This window comes from Pseudomonas sp. TTU2014-080ASC (genome assembly GCF_001446935.1).
Classification (GTDB): domain Bacteria; phylum Pseudomonadota; class Gammaproteobacteria; order Pseudomonadales; family Pseudomonadaceae; genus Aquipseudomonas.
Window position 1 is genome coordinate 465,406 of the sequence record NZ_LKKK01000002.1, and the last position, 20,667, is coordinate 486,072.

General features: G+C 56.7%; 15 protein-coding genes. All 15 read right to left on the reverse strand.

The window, feature by feature from the left end:
• Positions 1-4: 4 nt before the first annotated feature.
• The 15 genes from AO726_RS07660 to tssG all read right to left on the reverse strand — a co-directional run bounded on the left by AO726_RS07660 (position 5) and on the right by tssG (position 20,657).
• Complete coding sequence (locus AO726_RS07660; RefSeq protein ID WP_058067479.1) at positions 5-733, reverse strand: PP2C family protein-serine/threonine phosphatase; 729 nt, start codon at positions 731-733, stop codon at positions 5-7.
• On the reverse strand, positions 733-4,269 hold the full coding sequence (gene tssM / locus AO726_RS07665; protein ID WP_058067480.1) for a type VI secretion system membrane subunit TssM: 3,537 nt from the start codon (positions 4,267-4,269) through the stop codon (positions 733-735). The genes AO726_RS07660 and tssM overlap by 1 nt, the downstream gene beginning before the upstream one ends.
• A complete protein-coding gene (gene icmH / locus AO726_RS07670; RefSeq protein ID WP_058067481.1) occupies positions 4,266-5,147 on the reverse strand; it encodes a type IVB secretion system protein IcmH/DotU in 882 nt (293 codons plus the stop codon). Before icmH ends, tssM begins: the two co-directional genes overlap by 4 nt.
• A gap of 2 nt (positions 5,148-5,149) precedes the next feature.
• Complete coding sequence (gene tssK, locus AO726_RS07675) at positions 5,150-6,481, reverse strand: type VI secretion system baseplate subunit TssK (RefSeq protein ID WP_058067482.1); 1,332 nt, start codon at positions 6,479-6,481, stop codon at positions 5,150-5,152.
• 3 nt (positions 6,482-6,484) lie between these two features.
• Positions 6,485-6,952 carry a type VI secretion system lipoprotein TssJ gene (tssJ, locus tag AO726_RS07680; RefSeq protein WP_058067977.1) on the reverse strand — a complete coding sequence of 156 codons (468 nt, stop codon included), beginning with the start codon at positions 6,950-6,952 and terminating at the stop codon, positions 6,485-6,487.
• Positions 6,953-6,957: 5 nt separating this feature from the next.
• On the reverse strand, positions 6,958-8,157 hold the full coding sequence (tagH, locus tag AO726_RS07685) for a type VI secretion system-associated FHA domain protein TagH (protein ID WP_058067483.1): 1,200 nt from the start codon (positions 8,155-8,157) through the stop codon (positions 6,958-6,960).
• Positions 8,158-8,176: 19 nt separating this feature from the next.
• On the reverse strand, positions 8,177-8,311 hold the full coding sequence (locus AO726_RS07690) for a hypothetical protein (RefSeq protein ID WP_058067484.1): 135 nt from the start codon (positions 8,309-8,311) through the stop codon (positions 8,177-8,179).
• Between the two features lie 86 nt (positions 8,312-8,397).
• Positions 8,398-9,384: a formylglycine-generating enzyme family protein gene (locus AO726_RS07695; RefSeq protein WP_058067485.1), complete on the reverse strand. Its 987-nt coding sequence runs from the start codon at positions 9,382-9,384 to the stop codon at positions 8,398-8,400.
• Positions 9,381-10,376: a formylglycine-generating enzyme family protein gene (locus tag AO726_RS07700; protein WP_058067486.1), complete on the reverse strand. Its 996-nt coding sequence runs from the start codon at positions 10,374-10,376 to the stop codon at positions 9,381-9,383. The genes AO726_RS07695 and AO726_RS07700 overlap by 4 nt, the downstream gene beginning before the upstream one ends.
• Positions 10,369-12,429, reverse strand: coding sequence for a LysM peptidoglycan-binding domain-containing protein (locus tag AO726_RS07705; RefSeq protein WP_058067487.1), 2,061 nt, complete (start codon positions 12,427-12,429; stop codon positions 10,369-10,371). The genes AO726_RS07700 and AO726_RS07705 overlap by 8 nt, the downstream gene beginning before the upstream one ends.
• A 14-nt stretch (positions 12,430-12,443) precedes the next feature.
• On the reverse strand, positions 12,444-13,295 hold the full coding sequence (locus AO726_RS07710) for a DUF4123 domain-containing protein (protein WP_082629083.1): 852 nt from the start codon (positions 13,293-13,295) through the stop codon (positions 12,444-12,446).
• Entirely contained in the window at positions 13,268-15,367 is a 2,100-nt protein-coding gene (locus tag AO726_RS07715) for a type VI secretion system Vgr family protein (protein WP_058067489.1), read from the reverse strand. The genes AO726_RS07710 and AO726_RS07715 overlap by 28 nt, the downstream gene beginning before the upstream one ends.
• Positions 15,368-15,383: 16 nt before the next feature.
• Positions 15,384-16,898, reverse strand: coding sequence for a sigma-54 interaction domain-containing protein (locus AO726_RS07720; RefSeq protein ID WP_058067978.1), 1,515 nt, complete (start codon positions 16,896-16,898; stop codon positions 15,384-15,386).
• A gap of 10 nt (positions 16,899-16,908) precedes the next feature.
• Complete coding sequence (tssH, locus tag AO726_RS07725; RefSeq protein WP_162491579.1) at positions 16,909-19,554, reverse strand: type VI secretion system ATPase TssH; 2,646 nt, start codon at positions 19,552-19,554, stop codon at positions 16,909-16,911.
• A gap of 47 nt (positions 19,555-19,601) precedes the next feature.
• The gene (tssG, locus tag AO726_RS07730) at positions 19,602-20,657 is read right to left on the reverse strand and encodes a type VI secretion system baseplate subunit TssG (protein WP_058067979.1); all 1,056 of its coding nucleotides are present in this window, start codon (positions 20,655-20,657) and stop codon (positions 19,602-19,604) included.
• Positions 20,658-20,667: the final 10 nt, after the last annotated feature.

Sequence of the window (20,667 nt, forward strand, 5' to 3'; positions counted from 1 at the left end):
ATCCTCACTGGCGAACAACGACTGCGCTGAGATTGTCCCGCGCCGGCCCGTCCAGCACCTGTTCGAACAGGCGGTGCAGGGTCAGCTGTGGCGATGGCAGATTTAACGCTGCACTCAGCTGATCCACAGACAAACTGCCCCACAAGCCATCGCTACAGAGCATGAAGGTATCGCCAGGCAGGATATCCAGCTCCAGCAGTTCCAGTTTCAGCTCTTCAGCCGCTCCAATGGCGCGAGTGAGCGCCTGAGCTGAAGGGTGGCGGGCGGCGTCGCGGGGGCTCAGTTGCTGCTCATCGATCAACTGCTGTTGCAGCGTGTGATCGCGACTGAGCTGATAAAGCCGGCTGTTGCGCCACAGGTAACAGCGACTGTCGCCTGCCCACACGCATACGGCGCGGTTGTCTTCAATCAACAGGGCTACCACTGTGCTGCCGATTACCGGGTCAGGGTTTTCGGCAGTCACGGTCAACTCCTGGCCAAACAGGCGATTGAGCGTGTGCAGACGTTGACGCAGTTCGTCCAGGCGCTCCTGCAAGTTGCCGTTGCTGGGTTCTGCCAGCGTTTCAACAATCAGGCGGCTGGCGAGGGCACCGTTTTGGTGGCCGCCCATGCCATCGGCGACCACCCAAAGGCCCCGTTCTGGCAAATCCAGAACGGCGTCTTCATTGCGCTGGCGCACTTTGCCGGTGTCGCTGCGTGCGGCACTGCGCCAGCGTGTAGAAACTGCCGACATTACAACGCCGCCGGCAGTTTGAAGCTACGCAGCAGGCCCAGATCGAACGGGTTGGGCGAGCGTTGGCTGTGCAGCAGGTAGTTGGCACGCAGCCCGCCGAGATCAGCTTTGATCATCAGCACGTCGCGGCCACTGTGGTAATCCACCTGCATCAGGTCGATCAGGCGGAACAGCGACCATGGGCCGGTGTTCTTCTCGATCCCGACTTTACGCCCGGCGATTTCCTCCACAACCAATGTGGTGCGGCCTTCGTTAGCCGTGGCAGGCCAGCTGAAGGCAGTCTGCACAATCGGACCGTGGCGGTATTCCAGCGTTTTATCACCGAAGGTGAAATCAGCCCGGCTGAGGTTGGAGTCCAGTGAGTAAGGCTCCAGTTTGAACAACACCTTCGGCTCGTTCGGGTCTTCGGCGAAGAACATGCGGCGGATGGTCTGCGCGTTGCTCATTTGCAGCAGGAACTCGCGGGACAGCGGCAAGGTGCGGCCATCAACACGGCGCATCTGATACTGACCGGCACTGCCTCTGACAAATGGCTTGAGGTAGTTGTCGAAGAATCGATCAGCAATGCCCTGAGCCTTGAAGAACTCACGGAAATCAGCCACAGCCACATCGCTCGCGCTGTGTGCGGTGAACGGATAACGCTCTTTCAGCGATGTGGTGTAAGCGGCATATAGCTCGCTTCTGTAACGCTGATCCAGGTAGTGATAGGCATCGTTGAGCACCAGTGCCCAGGTGTCTTCGGCGAGTAGCGTCAGCCAGCCGTTCAGTGGCTGGGGTAGACGGGCTGCGCTGGAGCGGACCTGATTGATAGCATCGCGCTGACCGCTCATACGGGATTTGGCCAGTTCGAATGCCGCCTGATCAGGTGCACTGGCGTTAGCCAGACCGGTCAGCTGCATTTGCAGGGCATCCAGTGCCTGCAAGCTGGCAGCCAGCTCAGGGCCTGCGCCTCCGTTATCGTCCAGCAGGCGATGCAGTTGCTCGAAGCGACGTTCCAGTGACTTACGCGCAGTATCCGGCAGCTTGACCAGTTTCTCCTGAGCCTTTTCTGCAGCGGCAGCGGCCAGTTTAGCGGCCTTGCCGACTTTACCTTTAGCACCGCTCAGCGCTTCGGCTGCTGCGCCGGCGTCATCAGCCGCCTCGGCAAGGCCTTTGAAGCGGGTGTTGTCGCGGATTTCCACCAGCAGTTGCAGCAGCGGCGAGTTGGCCGCAGTCAGGCCGGCCAGTTGCTGGGCACCCTGAGTGGTGTTGCCAATTGGGTCCAGTGACAGCTTGGCGATGGCATCGGACCAGTAGTTGGCGTAGTCGCGGAAGTACAGCTGCTCCATCTCCACCAGCAAACGACTGAGGTCGTTGCTGCTGAGGGTTTCGCCTTCTCCCAAGACCCAGTTGTCACGCAGGATTTCACGCACCAGCTCAGCGCCCTGAGCAGTGAAAATCTTCTGGTAGCCAGCCTGGGTGTAGAAGCCCGGAATGCTGTAATCACTGCCTGCGAACAGGGCAGCTTGTGGACCGAGCTTTTGGCTCAGACGGTATTCCGGCAGGCTACGTGCCTGTTCGCGGAGCATGCGGTAGACCACATTGGCCAGGGATTCACTGCGCAGTACCTGACGGGCTTGCGCCACCAGTGGCTCGTTCAGCGAGTAAGGGGTAAATGACTCACTCAGCAGGCGCTCGAAATGCTCATTCAGGCCGCGTTGCCCGGCACTGTTACCGGAATAACGCAGGGACCAATCGGCTGCCATCCATTCTTGCAGGAAGGTTTTGTCGCGACGGTCTTCCAGGTTAAGCATCAGATAGGCGCGCAGGCTGTTGAGCAGGGTTTCACGGTCGTCCAGGTTGGCGCGGATTTGCGCCTCCAGTTGACGGCCTACGCGGCTCAGCAGCTGGTTTTCCAGCTCGGCGCGATAAGCGCGGTACAGGGTTGGGGCAACCTTTTCGCCCTGATACAGGCCGGTGCGATCCAGATACGACACATCGCCTACCGGAGGGAACACCTTAGTCGCTGCGTAGGTGTGATCCAGCGCAGGCAGAACGCGCAAGGTGTCGTCCTGCACGCTCAGTTGCTTGTGCTCCTGCGTGAGCTTCTGTGCCAGGTTGCGCAGTTGCTCCAGACGGCCGTTGTTGCTGGAGAAACCGTTGGCCCAGATCAGGCCGAATACCACCAAACACGCCAGGGCGATGGCGTACATGGCGCGCTGGCCCCAGTCGATGCGGCGCACTTCTTTTTTGTCCAGCCCGGCCAGATCAGCCTCAGGGAAGATCACCTGGCTCAGCAGATGGTGGATAAAGCGCGCTTTACCTGTGCGGAACACAGGCAGTGCACTGCTGGCCAGGCCAAGGTTGCGACCAATACCGCTGGTGCTTTCATCCAGTGTTTCTTTGAGCTGCGGCGCGCTGGTCAGGTAGAAGCCGCGCAGTTGGCTGGCGCGCTGGTAGCGGTTGCCGCTGAAGGCCAGTTCGATAAACAGGCACAGACGCTCACCGAGCAGGCCAAGCTGATGCGGGAAGTCGAGAATACGGCCACGGCGCTGAGTGTCACGCTCCTGGTGCATACGCAGGATGACCTGGCTGTTGAGGCGATGCAGCAGGGCCTCGAACTCGTTGCGCACTACTTGTACGTCGGTCGGGTTCTGGTTTTTGCGGAAGCTTGCCCCCAGCACCTGATCGCTTTCTTCACGTGACAGCTGATCGAAGAACTCTTCAAAACCGAGGACTTTGTCGGCTTTGCTCAGCACCAGATAAACCGGCACATCGACGCCCAGGCGCTGATGGATTTCCTGCAGACGCATGCGGGTCTGACGGGCCAGTTTCTCCAGCTCGACTTCGCTTTCGTTTTGCAGTTGATCAACCGGAATATTCACCAGCACGCCATTGAGTGGACGCGCCCGGCGTTTGCGCAACAGGCCAAGCAGAGTCTGCCAGGCGCTGCCGTCTACCGCCTGATCGGGCTGCGTCAGGTAGCGGCCTGCGGTGTCGATCAGCACTGCGTGATCAGCAAAATACCAGTCGGCATAACGGGTGCCGGAAACGTCTTTGGTCAGGCGTTGTTCTTCACCACGGTTAAGTGGGAAGTCGAGGCCGGAGAAGTCCAGCAGGCTGGTTTTGCCTGCGCCCTGAGGGCCGATCAGCAGGTACCAGGGCAGGTCATTACGCCAGCGTTCGCTGCGCCCGCGGTAGAAGCTGGAACGCTTGAGGGTATGTAGCGCCTGCTTGAAGCGCTGGCGCAGTTCCATCTGCTCATCATTGACCTGACCTTCACGGCGCAGGCGCTCCTGGGCAGCCTCGTCATCTTCTTCGGCCTTCTTGCGAGCCGTTGCCTTCCAGTTGGCGTAAACCATGCACAAGCCCCAGATCAGGACCAATGCACAGATCGTCAGCAGGCGGCTGACGGGGGATTCCCAGAACTTGTAATCATCAATAGCCAGCAGTGGGCCGGCAAACCAGATTAACAGAGCCAGAATGAGGACCAGGAATAGGCTCCAGACCCATGTTTTGCGGAAAAAAGCCGCTAATTTGCTGAAAAAGCTCTTCATTTTGCATCATCCATGATTGGTCCCGCAGTCGGGGCGAGTTGCTCGTACGGCTGCAGAATCGTTTCCCGCTGCTCGCCCAGTACCCAGGCAAATCCGCTGTACATCACAACCAGACAGATCAGGGTAAACAGAGCAACCAGCCACCATGGCACGATGCGTACGAGACGTCGGCGGGTGTCTTTCAGGCCTTGCCAGTGCGGTGAAACTTCGCGCGGGACATCACCGCGCATTTGCCGGATCTGCCGGTACAGGCTGTCGCGTACGGCCTCCAACTCCAGCATGCCGCGCGGCAGAACGCGGTACTTGCCTTCAAAACCCAGCGACAGGCACAGATACATCAGCTCCAGCATCGGCAGGTGTTTGACCGGGTTACGCGAGAGGCGCTCAAGTAGCTGGAAGAACTTTTCACCACCGAAGGTCTCGTTGTGGAAACTCGACAGCAGACTCATCTGCGACCATTCGCTTTCATTGCCCCAGGTGGTGGTGACTACCGCTTCATCGACCACCGTACACAGCACATAGCGGGCGGCCATGACCTGGCTGCTTTCAGCGCCTTCATGCAGGGCGCGGTGCTCGAACAGCTTCATGGATTTGGACAGGCGCTGGTTGAGGGCGTCCATGTCTTCACTTTCCAGACTGTGTTTGAGGCGCACCACTTCTGAGAGCAGATCGGCAGCAGCAGCGACCAGTGGGTTGAGGCTGACGTTAAAGCTCTCCGCCGGGCGCAGGCGCGCGGCATAGATCATGCGTTCTTCCAGCTGTTCGAATTTTGGCGGGGCAGCAAAGTCAGTCAGTGGACTCTGTGCGGCGGGTTCGCCATTACGGTTGAGGATGACGGTTTTATCGTCCTGCCCGTAGTCTCTATCCCTGTTGTTCATGTTCAGTTCCTGATCGCCCAGAATTTCAACTCAAGCCCGGAGAATTCCCCGGACACGTGGAAGGCAAAGCCGCCTGAGCGCTCCAGCTGTGCCAAATCCTCAGAGCTGAGCTCCAAGGCGAAGTAGGTTTTTCCGGAGTGGAAAGGAATCTGCCGCGGTGCCACTGGCAGCGGTTTGACCTTGATCCCCGGCAGGTGCAGGTTGACCAGCTGGCGGATGCGCTCGACAGGACCGACTTTGAGGTGAGCCGGCAGACGGCTACGCAGCTCTTCGGAGTCGCACTCGGCACTGGCGGCCAAGACGAACGAGGAAGTGCCCAGCAGTTTGTGGTCGTGCAGTGGTGCCACCTGAATGCCGTACTGACGCTGTTGCAACAGCATCTCGATGGCGTGCTGTTCCAGCACCATCGACAGCACCTGGCGGATCGCATCCATCAGTTTGCGGAAGCTCACACCCTGATCGCTGTGCAGATAGCGGTTGTCCAGGCCGGGGCGTTTGACCTCACTGGAGAAAGTTGCCAGCTCGCCGAGAAGGCCCAGCAGCTCACGGAAAATTTGCTCCGGGTGGACCTGTTCGATACCCAGGTAATGACGCAGCACCGGCTCGAAGCGGTTGATCAGCTGCAGCATCATAAAGTCGCCGACCTCCGCACCGCCGACCTTGCCGGTGGAGCGGATACGCTCAGCCAGGATGTCGCCACGGTGGGCCAGCATGCTGATCACTTCCTTGAGGCAACTCAGCAGGTAGCTGGAGGCCTGGAAGTTGACGAAGGTCGGGATGAATTCGGCATCCAGCGTAATAACGCCATCAGGCGTGGTGTCCAGTACGTCACACAGCTTCAGCTTCACATAGGCCTGATCGGTCTGTTGCTCACCGAGCAGCAGGCGGAAGTTCGGTCGTCCGCAACTGACTTGGCTGGAAGCGCTGTCGCCGGCGTTGGAGTCAGCCACTTCAGTATCGAAGGCAATAAAGCGCGCCAATACATCTTCCTGCTCGGGGCGGCGGCTTTCGATGTGGTTGCCGGTGATCAGAGGCAGCGCCAGGTATACCGGAGTATTGCCGGTGTTAGGCGGCACATCCAGGATCAACCCCGCGTGCTCCGTGGCGATATCGAAGAGTGTGCCGTCCGGCAAAATGCCGCTGGCTTTGCTGACCACGACCTTGCCCATGTTCAGATACTGGCGGTCGAATTCCAGCTCGAAAAAGCCCCATGCGTAGCTGGTCAGTTTCTGCGTGCGGGTTTTTAACTGATAGTCGTAAAACCGGTCGTTCTGCTGGAAATGCTGCGGTCTCAGCAGCATGCCTTCCTGCCAGATTACTTTATGCATGGCCATGGCTTATTCCTCGCCCTGAATCTTGATGCCTTGTGCATCGAGGGTCAGAACGCTTTGCGTGCGTTCTTGTTTGGCAACGGGAATGATCACGCGCCAATTGCTCTCAGGCAGATCACGGTATGCAGCCATCACGCCGACGTAGCGGCTGTCCTGATCTACCGAAAGCTTTAGCTCGCGCTCTTCACCGGGACGCAGCTCAAGCTCCTCAATAGCGACCATGTCCGGTGAGAGGATTTCTTTCGGGCGCTGGTACAGCGAGAAGAAGTCGGCTGTTTCAAATGAAACCGGGTGCTTCAGTTCGATCAGACGCACCACGATTGGGGACGGACGACCGTTGAGGTCAGGGTTCAACTCGACACTGCCCTTAAGCGTTAGGTCGAGTTTGGTCAGGCTCGAGTAGGGCGACAGCATCGAGCAGCCGCTGAGTACGAGCACAGAGGCCAGCAAGGCCATAGAGAGTAAGCGGGACATGAACATCATCCTTGAACTTCAGTGTTGAGTGTGGCGATCAGGCGAACCTGTTCTTCGTAGGTATGGGCAAAGTCGCGGGCGAAGATGCGGTCCGACCAGTCATCATCGCGCTGCAGGCTGCTGTACAGGCGCTGATAGGCGCGCCAGCGGCTGCCATCGGTGGCAATCAGTGGTTTGTTGCCTTCGCGCTCGAAACGCAGATTCAACTGTTCCGGTGACAGCTGCTCCAGCATGCTTTTCACTGCGGCGCGGCTGGCAGCCACCAACGCTACCTGATGCGCCTGCAAATCACGGAAGCTGCGGCTGATGCATTGCTCAGCCTTGAGTTGGCCGGTCTTGTTGCTGCGCAGCAGCGCATGCAGCGCTTCACTGCTGTCACTGGTGTGTTTGAGCGGGTTGTTGCTCGCACCCTGCACCGTGGTCAGGGCCAGACGCAGCTCGTTTTTCAGCTCACTGCGGGTACGCAGGGCTTGCTGCAAACTGCCAATGCTCTGCTTGAGCAGGCTGGCAGCATTAAGCGCGAGGGTTTCGCGGGCGTCGTCATCCAGATCATCCAGCTTCACACCCAACGCATCACCGAACTTCTCCCAGAAGGTCGGCGGCAGACGCTCTGGCTCCGGAGCCGGTTTCGGCTTGGGCGGCGTTGGCGGCACAATCAGCTCGGGGATCAGCAGGTTTTCTTCGTCGATCTGCGCGTAATCCTGCTGCTGCTTCTGCATATTTGAAGCAGGGCGTAGAACGGCAGTCAGATCATCAACTTCGGCGTACACACGCTCTTGTTGGTCGATGGCGTTGAGCGGATCGAGATCGAGAAATGCATCGTCCGGAATGATGCTGCCAGCGGGTTGAGCAAGCCCGATCTCACTTTCGAAAATCGCCGGGTCACGCACCAACCGTGCGCGCACTTCAAACTCGCCGATGCAGTAGGTGCTGCCATGTTCGATGCGATGCGGCTGATTCTTACGCAGGCTCGCGCCGCTGTCCTTGAGCTGAATGCCGTTACTGCTGGTGTCGGTGATATAGAACGCACCGTCGCGGTAACTGATTTCGGCATGATGGCTCGATACGACGCGCTTGCGGTCCGGGATCACCCAGTCACAATCCTCCGCCCGGCCAATAATGCCGCCAGCCTGCTTGAAGGTTTTGGTGGTCAAAAGCCCCGGCACAAACTGCTGGGCGCTCACCATATCGAAGACCAGTTCCATGGTTAGTTACTCCTTGCGCTTATTGCGAGCGCTTTACTGCTTGTGGGTCGCCAAGTGGGCGGTATTCGTCATCGTTGAATTTGTAATTACCGCTGCAACCGGCCAGCAGAAGTAGGGCGGTTAGCAGAGTTATGGCGTAATAAGGACTACGCATGAAATTCCTCCTTGAATAAGCAATAAAGTTATTTCCCTACGGGTGATGCCCGATTGGGGCTATCTGCGTTTGTGTCGTAATAGTGATCACTGAGGGATTTCCAGTGTTACTGGAGTTGGGCTGTTAACTACGCAGCGAAAACCATTGGTAACTAAATAGCCGTCTTCATGTTTTTCAGGTTGGCTAATACGAGAAAAGCTAAAAGAAAGTGAGCCTCCAACTCCGAGGCTACGAACGATTTTCTCTGTACCTGCCGTTGGCCCTTGTGGATCGGTAATTTCGGGGTTTTCACTGTAATAAGTCGGTGAATACCAGTCATTAACCCATTCCTTGGCATTTTCACCTATGTCATATAAACCAAGTGGATTGGCTGGTAGTTGAGTACCTACAGCTGTTCCAAATCTATCAAGGCGCTTGTAGAGAGGGTCATTATTCCCAATGAATTTTCCGTTATAAGTGGGATATAGCCATTTTTTTCCACGATTGCGGGCTGCATATTCGAATTGTGCATCGGTAGGTAAGTCAAAGGAGAGCCCTGTAATCTCTCCTAACCATAGGCAATAATCTTTAGCATCTTGCCAGCGATCTTCGGCGGGCTTTTTGATGTAAGTAAAGCCTGTAGGATCTTGTTGGTAGGGCTCTCTTGGGCGCTCTTCAATTTTTTCGCCCATTAAGTTAGTTTCACGTCGGACAACAGGACGCCCAGTTGCCAGCAAAAAAGTGTCGTACTCTTCCCAAGTTACTTCATATTTGCCAAGGGAGTAGTTACTTAGTGTGACTTCGTGAGCTTTATCTTCTTGGGCCGTTGGTGGAAAGTAAGGTCGCCATACGTTGTCTTCGCCTACGGCCCCCCAATCGCCCATGGTAAAAGTCCCACCCTCGATAAAGGCCAGGTGGTTTAATGTATGGCGCAATACTTCACGGACCTTTTGCCGGGTTTCGTAACTGGCCAGCGGTAGCTTTTCTGCCAGTTGTTGGTCGTAGGCATCCCGTGGCGGCTGGGTGTTTGGCTTACATGCAGCCCAAAGCATGCCGGCACTCAGCAGGACTATGGAGTACGAGGCCTTGTTCATTTCGGGATATCCAGTATGACAGGAGCATTACTATTTACCGAGCAGCGAAAGCCATTTCTAACTAGATGTTCAGCTCCTAAAACTTCCACTACTGGAGGCATACCTATTCGAGAGAAGCTGAAGGACAGGGAGCCCACTCCTAAGCTGCGTACTATCTTTTCTGTTCCCTCGTTCGGTCCCTTAGGATCAGTGATTGCTGGGTTCTCACTGTAATAGGTTGGCGAGAACCAGTCATTGACCCACTCCTTGGCGTTTTCCGCTATATCGAATAGGCCTAGCGGATTTGCAGGTAGCTGAGTACCAATAGGTGAGGTGGACTGTTCTAACCGATCAAAATACGGGTTGTCGTAATCTACATTCTGGCCGTTGTATGTTGGGTACAGCCATTTTTGTCCACGATTACGGGCAGCATATTCGTATTGAGCATCGGTAGGTAGGTCGAAGGCTTGACCGGTCATTTCCCCCAACCATAGACAATAGTCTTTTGCGTCCTGCCAACGGTCTTGGGCTGGTTTTTTGATGTAGTACGAACTTTCATGAGAACTCTCGTAGGGCTCCCTTGGGCTATCCGTAGATGCATACTTTCCGCCAGTGCCGCTAGCCCTATAAACAATTTTTCTACCCGTCGCTAGCAGAAAAGTGTCGTACTCATCCCAAGTGGTTTCGTATTTTCCTAGGGAATAATTACTTAGAGTCACTTGGTGAGCTTTTGTCTCCTCGGCAGCCGGTGGGAAGTAAGGTCGCCATATCCCGTCTTCACCGACTGACCCCCAGTCGCCCATGATAAATGTTCCGCCTTCTATGAAGACAAGATTAGCGATCGTGTTACCTAATAATTCACGAACTTTTTGACGGGTTTCATAACTAGCTTGTGGTAGTTTATCTGCTAGCTGCTGATCATAGCTGTCCCTCGGAGGCTGAGTCTCCGCCTTACACGCAGCCAATAATAAGGTTGGTATTAGCAAGGTTGAAAAGGCAGATAATTTAAGCATATTGAATTCCACTTAAAGAAACATGGCGACCGATAACTACTGGCTGATCAGCTACAGGTTTGGTTGGTCGTAAGCGAGCTTCAATTGCCTCTAGGCGGAAACCTTGATATGTACGCATAAACTCCAGTAAACGCAGTCGGTTAGATGAAAAGTCCGACTTCTTGCCTTTTGGATTCATGCGGGTAATAGCTTCTTCATAATCACGCCAACTTTGACTACTCTCCAGTATTGTCAAAACTGCACTCTCACGAGAGTTAGCTCCAGCTGTGTAATAATCAAAAGGTGTTAAAAAATAGTCATTGCAGACTAAGTCAAGCAATTTCCCTTTGACTTCTGGCGGGGCGTGACGCAACCAACTGGACTGTGTTTGTTGTGCATCTTTTAGAATGTTTTTAGCTGTTTCTATAGCCAGCTTTTCACGTTCATACAAAGCTTTATTTGTATCGTATATACCATCAATAATATTTACAATTTCCGATGCGGCCTTGGTTCCTAGAATGATTGCTGTTGTTTTCATTGGTGATCCGAATATAAGGCTATATACAGCGAGGTTGCATAGTTGCTCGAATGCTAGTGGATCAATACTTTTCACGTGGCGGAAATCAACCTCTAGCAATGCGTTATAAATACAGTGCAGCATGCTTGCGAACTCGCGAGCATCAACTTCTGCTCCGAACTCGCCCGAGGCACCTGCTCCGACAACCAAGCCTGCATGGACGTTGAAATAGAACTTACCTGTTATTGGACTCCACTTAAGTAATAAACGGGCCTCGGCCCCAAGACCTAGAGCGGCTCCAGCTCCTACGCCTAAAGTACAGAGTGCTTTCCACTCAGGTGATTGACTGGCGAGGGTGTCTTGCCATTCGACACTGCCTTCCAACTTGCCGTCTGCACGCACGCCTACAAAGGCGCTGGCTTCTGCTTTGGCTGGGCCTTCATCGGCTTTCATATATTTTTGTCCGCCCACACCTTTGAGGCGGGGGACGCCATCTTTCATATCCACTTGGATGTCAGCTGCCAGTACGGCGCTTGCACCGGCAAAGCCTTTGGCTTCAAGCTCTACCTTGCAGCGGAATTTCCCCAGTGAGGACTCTGCTTCCTGGCCGTTAGCGTCCAGGTATTTGATTTTCCACTCACTTGCTTCATCTGCAGGCCAGGTGGTGCTGGCAGTGGCTTTGCCCTCAAGCAGTGAGGCACTGATGTTGATCTTGCCTTCGATGTTGGCTGAGCGCTCGAAAGGACTGTAGCCCGCAGACAGGCTTGCTCCTACAGCAAAGCGCAGTGCTTGTGCTTGTGCATTCGCCTCTATCGGTTGCATCCCTTGGGCAGGTTGCCAGCTGATAGGATCGCTCTTCCACTCCCGTAAGCACCAGTCGGTAAAGTCTTCGGCAATTTTTAGTGATAGCTTCGGCTGCTTGAGGTCATCCTTGATTGCGTCAAGTAGCCTTCCGGGATTGACCTTGCCGGACGATGGATCAAACCAGCCTTTGCTTCGGGCTTGATCCTGCGATTCGATGGAGTAGCTGCGGTGCTTCTTAAAGGGCTTCCAGAAGCTGTCGCGGCGGATATACGCGTAATGCTTTTTGCCCTTTAGGCGACGGATCTCTGTGAGGCGCATGGGCTCTGAGGGTTCCGCTTCATCAATAATCCGCTCTTTTTCCAGTAGCTCTATAAAGCTGGCTTTAAAAGCGCGAATTTGCTCCTGAGTGCCCTGAAGTCCTGCGTAGAACTGCGTAATCAGCTGCTCAAGTTTGGCTTCTTCTTGTTCGAGGTCGCGTTGCATGGCTGCGGTGAGCGGTATGAAAAGTCGCTCATCGGCTTGGTGGAGCAGGTCGACATATTCATCGGAACACTGGCTGTTATCCGCTACCTGGCCGACAGTACGTGTCTGCCGTTGCTGTGACTCTTTGCCGGGTAGGGCAATATTCTGTCCTGGATAGATGCGATCGGCATGTTCGATTTGTGGGTTAAGACGCATCAGCGTCGCAACTGTGGTGTTGTTGGCGCTGGCAATTAGCCCCAGTGTGTCGCCGTTTTTTACCTGATGTTCCATATCTGCAATCTTCCTTATGCCAAACCGAACAGGCGGTTCTCCGCCTGGGTCAGGCGCTCGTTAGTGGGCAGGTTTTGATTGGCAAGTAAAGCTTCAAGCTCAGGCCCCTTGATGGCTTCGGGGAAACGCCAGGCCAACTCCATGTAGTGGGTGCACTGATGCTCCTGTGTAAAACCCAGACGTTGTGCCTGCCGTGCCAACTGACTTAGCTGTTCACGGGCATTGGAGCCTTCGCGTGTGGCAGCGCTCTGGCAGCTGAAGTGGTTTGCCATACGCTCGATAAAGCGCTTTTGCTCATCAGCTTGGAATAGGTCGAGTTGTTGCTGGGAGAGACTGAGCCATCCCTCCTCATCTGAGCGGCGTGTTAGACCGGTGGTTTCCACTGAAATGCTTAACCATTGCGAAGGCTCATATATGGACCAGCGCTGAATTGGTCCAGAGAAAGCCTGCAGCTCTGCATCGGTGAAGCTTTGTAGCAGTCTAGCTGTCCACTCAGGCGCGTAGTAACGGCAATAGGCGAGTTGCTGGGAGGGTAGGCGAACGCTGATAAGGCTGCGTAAGTGGTCTGCAAGCTCCATAAGACTTGCCTCACTCTTAACAACGACGCCATACGAGCACCACTCGTTCTGGGCCTCCCATAGACGTGTTGTCGCGGACGGTTTGATAAGACACGGGCTGACTTCAATGGCTGAGCTATGGCGGGTGCCTGCATACAGTTGTTGCACCACAGGACTGTCATCGTGGGTGTAAGCAAATACCATGGCGTCTATCAGAGCACCATCCAGAAGTATGTAGAGCTGTTCACTATCCGTTGGCAGGAATTGATGCTGTTCTACGTTCATACGAGTTGGGTGTTCTTGCCGCATGGGCAGACCTCCAGCGAGCAAGTTCCATCAGGTTGTTCGTGGCATTGGGCGCTAAGCAACAGGTTGTCCTGTGCGGCTGCTTGCAATCTTTCCGGGCTGTTAGCCAGAGCGATTTGCGGCACCTCTCCGGCCTTATCCGAATCCGCCGCACCCGGTATCACTGGCAGCAAAATCCCGATGCCTGCACCTTTGCCCGGTGCGCCACCGGAGTTGACGTTAACCGTTGCGCCGCTGAGGGTAATGCCGCTTGGGTCGAGTTTTATAAAGCTACCGCCGCCTTTGGCAGTGAGCTCCATGCCTGCATCGACGACGACTTTGCTGCCCGCGTAGTAGTGGATTTCGTTGCCGGTTTCGATGAATTGGCCGACGCCGACTTTGACGTGTTGGGTTTGCGCAACGGTGAGGTGGTCGCTGCTGCGGGTTTCGGTTTTGCGGTCGGCGTGGGTGGTGCGGTGTTCTTCGGCGTAGAACTCGCTGTAGCTGTTGGCCTCCACGGTGTCGTGGCGCTCGTTGCCGACGCGGATTTTCTGGTTGTTTTCGATGTTTTCATCCCAGTCGCGCTGGGCGTGGATAAAGATTTGCTCTGCGCCTTTTTTGTCTTCAATGCGCAGTTCGTTAAAGCCTCCGCCACCGGGTGAGCTCATGGTTTTGAACACGCTGCGGGTTTTGTTGACAGGCAGTTCGTAGGGCACTTCGTGGGCGGCGTGGAACAGGCAGCCGGTAATCAGCGGCTGGTCGGGGTCGCCTTCCATAAAGGTCACCAGCACTTCCATGCCGATGCGCGGAATGGTCACGGCTCCGTAGTGATCGCCCGCCCAGCTTGAGGCAACACGCAGCCAGCAGCTGGTTTTGTCGTCGGCCTGGCCTTCGCGGTCCCAGTGGAACTGGACTTTGACCCGGCCGTATTGGTCGCAGTGGATTTCTTCGCCCGCCGGACCGGTGACCACGGCGCTCTGGCTGCCGAGCACTTTGGGCTTCGGATGCAGCAGTTGCGGGCGGTAATTTACGTCCCAAGGAGTGGCAATAAAATGGTTGCGGTAGCCCTGCTGGAAGCCATCGTTATCATCCGTGTGGCTGGTGATGGATTCTTCCAGTACCTGCGGCTGTTTGCCTTGGTGGTGGATGGCGGTGAGCAGCCACAGTTGGTTCCACTCGTTGTGCGGGTGTTCGCTGAGGTTGAGGAAGTGGCCGCTGACCAACAGGGGTTGGTCGCTTTCACCTTCGGCTTGTTCGTAGTCGGCGCGGTGGCGTTCGAGGATGCGTGTGGATAAGTGCTTGCCGCGTGCACGTTCAACGAACTGGCCGGGGTAGTCGTAGTCTTCGAGGTCTGGCTGAAACTCGCTGTTGTAGGCCGCTTCCATCCGCAACTTGGGTTTTTCGAAGTTGTAGTCGCGGCGGGTGACACGGTTGGTGCGGGTTTCCATACGCATGCCGAAGCGCTTGATCACCGGCTTGTCGGCGACCAAGCCGCTGTCTTGCTGGTAGGCGGTTCCGGGCAGTTTGGGGAAACCGCTCTGGTCATCGGCGAAGATCAGGGTGTGGCCGTTTTCGCTGTGTTCGAAGTGGTAGTGAATACCTTCTTCTTCACACAGGCGCTGGATGAAGTGCAGGTCGCTCTCATCGTACTGCACGCAGTATTCGCGCTCGGGATAGATCGTGGGGCCGAACTGGAATTTGTGGGCGTCGGTCTGGATGCCGTGTTCTTGCAGAATCTGGCTGATGATCTGCGGCACCGTGAGCTGCTGGAAGATGCGTTGATTGATGCGATGAGCCAGGTAAGCCAATTGTGGTCTGAGGCTGATGTGATAGCGGGTCAGGCGTTTGCCGGAGTCACCTTGAGCAACGCGGTAGATGATGCCATGCACGCCTGCGCCGCCCGGCGCGAAGGCGAGGAATGCGCGCTGGTGCAGCAGGCTTTCCAGATCAAGATCCGGGCGGTTGCTGATCAGCTCCAGCTCGAATTCGTAGGGCTGGTTGATTGCTTCATGCCCGGTAAATTCGAGCACCTGTAAATCGTGGCTGACGCCTTCGATGGTCAGGCTGAAATGGGTCTGGTTGGCGACATTGAACATGGCTCTCTCCTTGGCCTTAAACATCAAGCAGGTTGATGTTCAGTCGTTGCATGCGGTACAGCAGGGTGCGGCGTGGCAGGCCCAGCTCGTTGGCGGCAAAGGTCTGGTTGCCGCCGTTTTTGCGCAGGCATTCAATCAGCATGTTGCGCTCTACGCGCTCGAGGCGTTCACGCAGCGTCATGTTGTTTGATGTGGGCTCGAGGTTTTGTGACAGGTTGAAGTGTTCCGGCAGCAGCTCGCCGTCTTCGCATAACAGCACTGCACGCTCGACCAGCCCTTTGAGTTCGCGCACATTGCCGGGGAAGTCATAGGCGGACAGCGCTTGAAGGGTCGCCTCTGCCCAGTCGCAGCGCTGGTGCTGCAGCAGTTCGCAGGTTTTGTCGGCGAAGTAGCGGGCTAGGGTGAGGATGTCCGGGCCCCGCTCGCGCAGAGGTGGCAGTTGAATGGGGAACTGGGCCAGGCGGTAATACAGGTCCTCACGGAAGACGCCTTGCTCGACGCGTTCGCGCAGGTTGTGATGAGTCGCCGCGATGATGCGTACGTCGACTTTGTGGGTAGTGTTTGAGCCCAGCGGCCTGATTTCGCCTTCCTGCAGTACACGCAATAATTTGGCTTGTAAGGTCAGTGGCATGTCGCCGATTTCATCGAGGAACAATGTGCCGCCGTTTGCGGCGTCGAACAGGCCTTGATGGTCTCGGTCGGCACCGCTGAATGCACCTTTGCGGTAGCCGAACAGCTCACTTTCCAGCAGGTTTTCCGGCAGTGAGGCGCAGTTCTGAATCACCAGTGGCTTGCTGCGGCGCATGCCGTATTCATGGATGGCGCGGGCGACCAGCTCCTTACCGGTTCCGGTTTCGCCGTTAAGCAGGACGCTGACGGGAATGTGCAGCACTTTGCTGATCATCTGATGCAGCGCGCGCATGGGCGCGCTGTCACCGATCATGCCGTAGCCTGAACCCGTGCTGCTTTGGGCGCGAACCGGTTCGCTAGTCGAGACGGGCCTGTTTTGCTGGCGCTGGAGGTGATGTAACTGGGCTATGACAAAGTTGCCCAGCTGAGTCAGCGAGTCGGCAAAGCCTCTCAACTCACGCTGGCTCTGGCTGGCAATCAGCAGGAGGCCAATTACGTGTTGCTGTTCATTATGCAGGGGTAGGCACAGCAGGCTTAGCCACGGTTTTTTTGCGTCTGGGAGGAAGTTGATGGTGTACAGACTACTGCTCAGTTCACTCAGGCAGAGCACTTGGTTCTGACAAAGGCAGAATTGCAGTAGCTGTTCATCGTTGTAATCGCTGGGCAGACTGGCGTCAGCTTTTGGGTGCAGCACACAGTTGTGCCATTCAGCGCTTAGGGTCAGGCGCGTGTGGGTTTCATCCAAGAGGTACAGCTGGCTCAGCTCGCAATCAGAGAGTTGGGCGCTGCTTTCGGCGAATGCGTCGAGCAGGGCGGCTCTGTTGCTCAGGCGTGCAAGCGCGGCAAAACACTGGAGCAATGCTTCAGCGTAATGCAGGGGTTGTGGGACCTGGCTGAACATCAGCGGCACGTTAAGTGAATTCACAGACCACCGTTCCTTCGCCATCCAGCGTGGCATGCACGTGCTGCAAGGTCTCGCCACTGGCCATCGAGTCAAGCAGACGATCGACAATCAGTGGTTGCAGGTGCTGGTCGATCAGGTGGTCGATCAGGCGTGCGCCGCTTTCGCTGTAGCTGCAGCGATCCGCAAGATTGGCCAGCAGCTCAGGGCTGTGGCTGAAGCTGAGCTGACGACGCTGCAAGCGCTCGCCGAAGCGGGACAGTTTGAGGGCGACCAGTTCATTCAGCACTTCACCGTTGATTGGGTAGTACGGCACTACGCGCATACGGCCAAGCAGTGCCGGTTTGAAGTGCTGGCTGAGTACTGGGCGGATGGACTGTTCGAGGTCTTCCGCTGACGGGCGCTGGCCGTTCTGACACAGGCTGCTGATACGGTCGCTGGCCAGGTTGCTGGTCATCAGAATCAGGGTGTTGCGGAAGTTGATCTCGCGCCCTTCGCCGTCATTGGCTACGCCTTTGTCGAAGATTTGGTAGAAGACGTTCATCACGTCCGGGTCGGCCTTTTCCACTTCATCCAGCAGTACAACGGAGTACGGTTTCTGCCGGACCGCTTCGGTCAGCATGCCGCCCTCGCCATAACCGACATATCCGGGCGGTGCGCCGATCAGGCGGGAAACAGTGTGCTTCTCCTGAAACTCGGACATGTTGATGGTGGTCAGGAAACGGTCACCGCCATACAGCAGGTCAGCCAGGGCGATGGCGGTTTCGGTTTTGCCGACGCCGCTGGGACCGACCAGCAGGAATACGCCCACTGGCGCATCGACACGGTTAAGGCCAGCAGCGGTGGCGCGCATGGCTTTGTCCAGCGCCTCTACAGCTTGCTCCTGGCCGCGTACGCGCTGGCGCAGGTCGTTGGCGAAACTCAGTACTTTGCTGTTGTGTTCGCGGGCCAGCTGGCTCAGGGGGACGCCGGTCCAGTGGCTGATCACTTCAGCAACTAGGCGCGGGCAAACCTCAAAGCTGACAAGGCGCTCGGTGGCTTGCGCACTGGCCAGCTGTGCTTGTAAGTCGCTGAGCTCTTTTTCCAGTTGCTCAAGCGAAGGCGCTGGTGCTTCACTGGCTTCGGCTTCGGCTTCGGCTTCGGCTTCGGCTTCGGCTTCGGCGGCAGGTTGGGCCTGGCGCACGGTTGCGCATTGCTTGCGCAGCTCCAGCAGACGTTTGGCCAGCTCGCTCTGGATATTCCAGCGGGTTTCGATTTGCTCAAGCTCGGCACGGGCTTGCTCAAGGCGAGTCTCCAGCTCGGCCAGTACTTCGTGATCTACTTTCAGGCCAGCTTGCTGATCGCGGGAGATTGCGTTGTGCTGACGCTCACCTTCGGCGATCTCGCCGCGCAGGCGCTCCAGTGCTTCCGGCGCGGCGGCGAGGCTGATGCGCACGCGGGCGCAGGCGGTATCGAGCACATCAACAGCTTTGTCGGGCAGTTGGCGGCCAGCCAGATAGCGGGCAGACAGTTCGGCCGCTGCGACAACCGCATCATCACGCAGGTAAATGCCGTGGCTCTTCTCATAAACGGGGGCCAGGCCGCGCAGAATGGTGATGGCTTCAGTGACAGTCGGCTCATGCAGTTGCACCGGCTGGAAGCGGCGGGCCAGTGCCGGGTCCTTCTCGAAGTACTTTTTGTACTCGCTCCAGGTGGTGGCAGCGATGGTGCGCAGTTCACCACGGGCCAGAGCCGGTTTGAGCAGGTTGGCGGCGTCGCCGCTACCTGCATCGCCGCCCGCGCCGATCAGCGTGTGGGCTTCGTCGATAAACAGGATGATGGGCTTCGGCGAGCCTTTAACTTCATCAATCACACCTTGCAGACGGCGCTCAAACTCGCCCTTGACGCTGGCACCGGCTTGCAGCAGACCAAGGTCCAGACAAAGCAGGTCGACGTCTTTCAGTGCATCCGGAACTTCACCGTGGGCGATGCGCAGGGCCAAACCTTCAACGATCGCAGTCTTACCGACACCAGCTTCACCCACCACAATCGGGTTGCTCTTACGGCGTCGGGCGAGGATGTCGATCATCTGGCGGATCGCGCCGTCACGGCAGAGCACCGGGTCCAGCTTGCCCTCGCGGGCCTGTTGGGTGAAGTTGTGGGTAAAACGCTTGAGGTTGGATTCGCCACCCGCAGCAGCCGGGCCGGATGCTGTCGGTGCTTGTTGCGACAGGGCGAATTCACGCAGGCGCTCGGCGTTTAGTTTGGCCAGCAGCGGTTGATAGTGACTGCCTGCGTAGCGAATCGGATTGCGCAGCAAGGCGAGAATCAGTGCGGCCTGATCAATCTGGCTTTGGCCCAACTCAAGGTTGGCCACCAGCAGGGCGTCCTGCAGCCACTGCACCAGTTCGGCAGCAAAGACCGGGTTACGCGATTCGCTGTGTTCGCCGCGAGGCTGCAGTGCGCGGGACAGTTCACCGGCATCCACTTCAGCATCTTGCAGGGCACGGACCAGTAAACCGTCAGGGCGCTCCAGCAGGCCCAACAGCAGATCTTCAACCAGAATTTTGCTGCCGCCGCGAATTACACAGCGCTCAGCTGCGGCTTCAAGGTCCTGTTTGGTTGCGGCGTCCAGAGCCTGAACCAGTTGTTGTAAATCGACGTTGATCATCTTCATCAATCCTTAATGGTGTTATCCAAAACTGCTAAATCTGTTCGGGCTGCTCAGGCAGCCGTGCGTGTATCCCTGTCGCCCCTGGCACTGCCGAGCGTAACGATGCCATCTGCGTTCTCAGTGCCCAGCCAGGTCGTCCAGCCGAGCAGGCACGGGTTTTCCGCGCCGAGGCACAGCTCGCGTATTTCTTCGTGGCGCAACTCCAGGCGGATGTCGTAATCCATCGGGTCGCGCAGGGTGAAGCGCACCAGTGCACACAGCGGCTGGTAACCGCTGCCGATCGGCAAAAATTCGTGAAAGCGATCCCAGTTCAGCTGTCGTACATGGATACGGAATTTGCCGCCGCGGTCCCGCACAAACTCGCCTAGCACAAGGTCTTCGCTCAACTGGCTGTTGTCCTGACCAAGCCGGTTACGCTGTTCGGCCAGAATCCCCACTTTGCGCTCCAGGCATTGCTCGATATTCAGATCGGCATGCTTGAAGTAATAACGCAGTACCGACTCAATCAGCGCTGCCGAGTGAGCACGCAGGCTTAGCAGACCGAGGTACGGCAGCAGGCGTTTCCAATTCAGCTCTTCTGCCTGACGGATGCTTTCACCACCCAGGCCGATCAGAGCAAACAGGTGCTCGGACAGCGGGTCAGTTGCTCCACTTTTGAAACGCCCGTAATAGCGGTACTTCTTCCAGATCGGCAGAAGCAGGCGCTGCAGGCGGTTATTGAACAGGTCGAGAAAATCCCGGGTCGGGTTGCCGTCTTCACTGTCCCCCAGTGCCTGCTCGCCATAGAAGGCGGGTAGGGGAGAGCCTGCCCCAAACAGGCTGACCAGATTGATGCGAAGGCGCGCCCGCAGCTCGCCGTGCTCTTCAAAGAACTGCAGGCGGTCGATGTCACTGCCAGGGAAGCCGAGGCTGGGGTTGGCGTGCAGCTCCAGGCGTTCGTAAAGGTGCTCGTCATCCTCATCGGGATGGGCGCGCTTGAGGTGATCCAGCGCCAGTTGCACACCCTGAAACAGACTGTACTCGCGAATCTCGCGGGTCAGCCGGTTCAGGCTGCGCTCAAAGCCAGGGCTATAGACCTGTGTCAGCACTGTACTCGGGATGCTCATAGCGTCACCC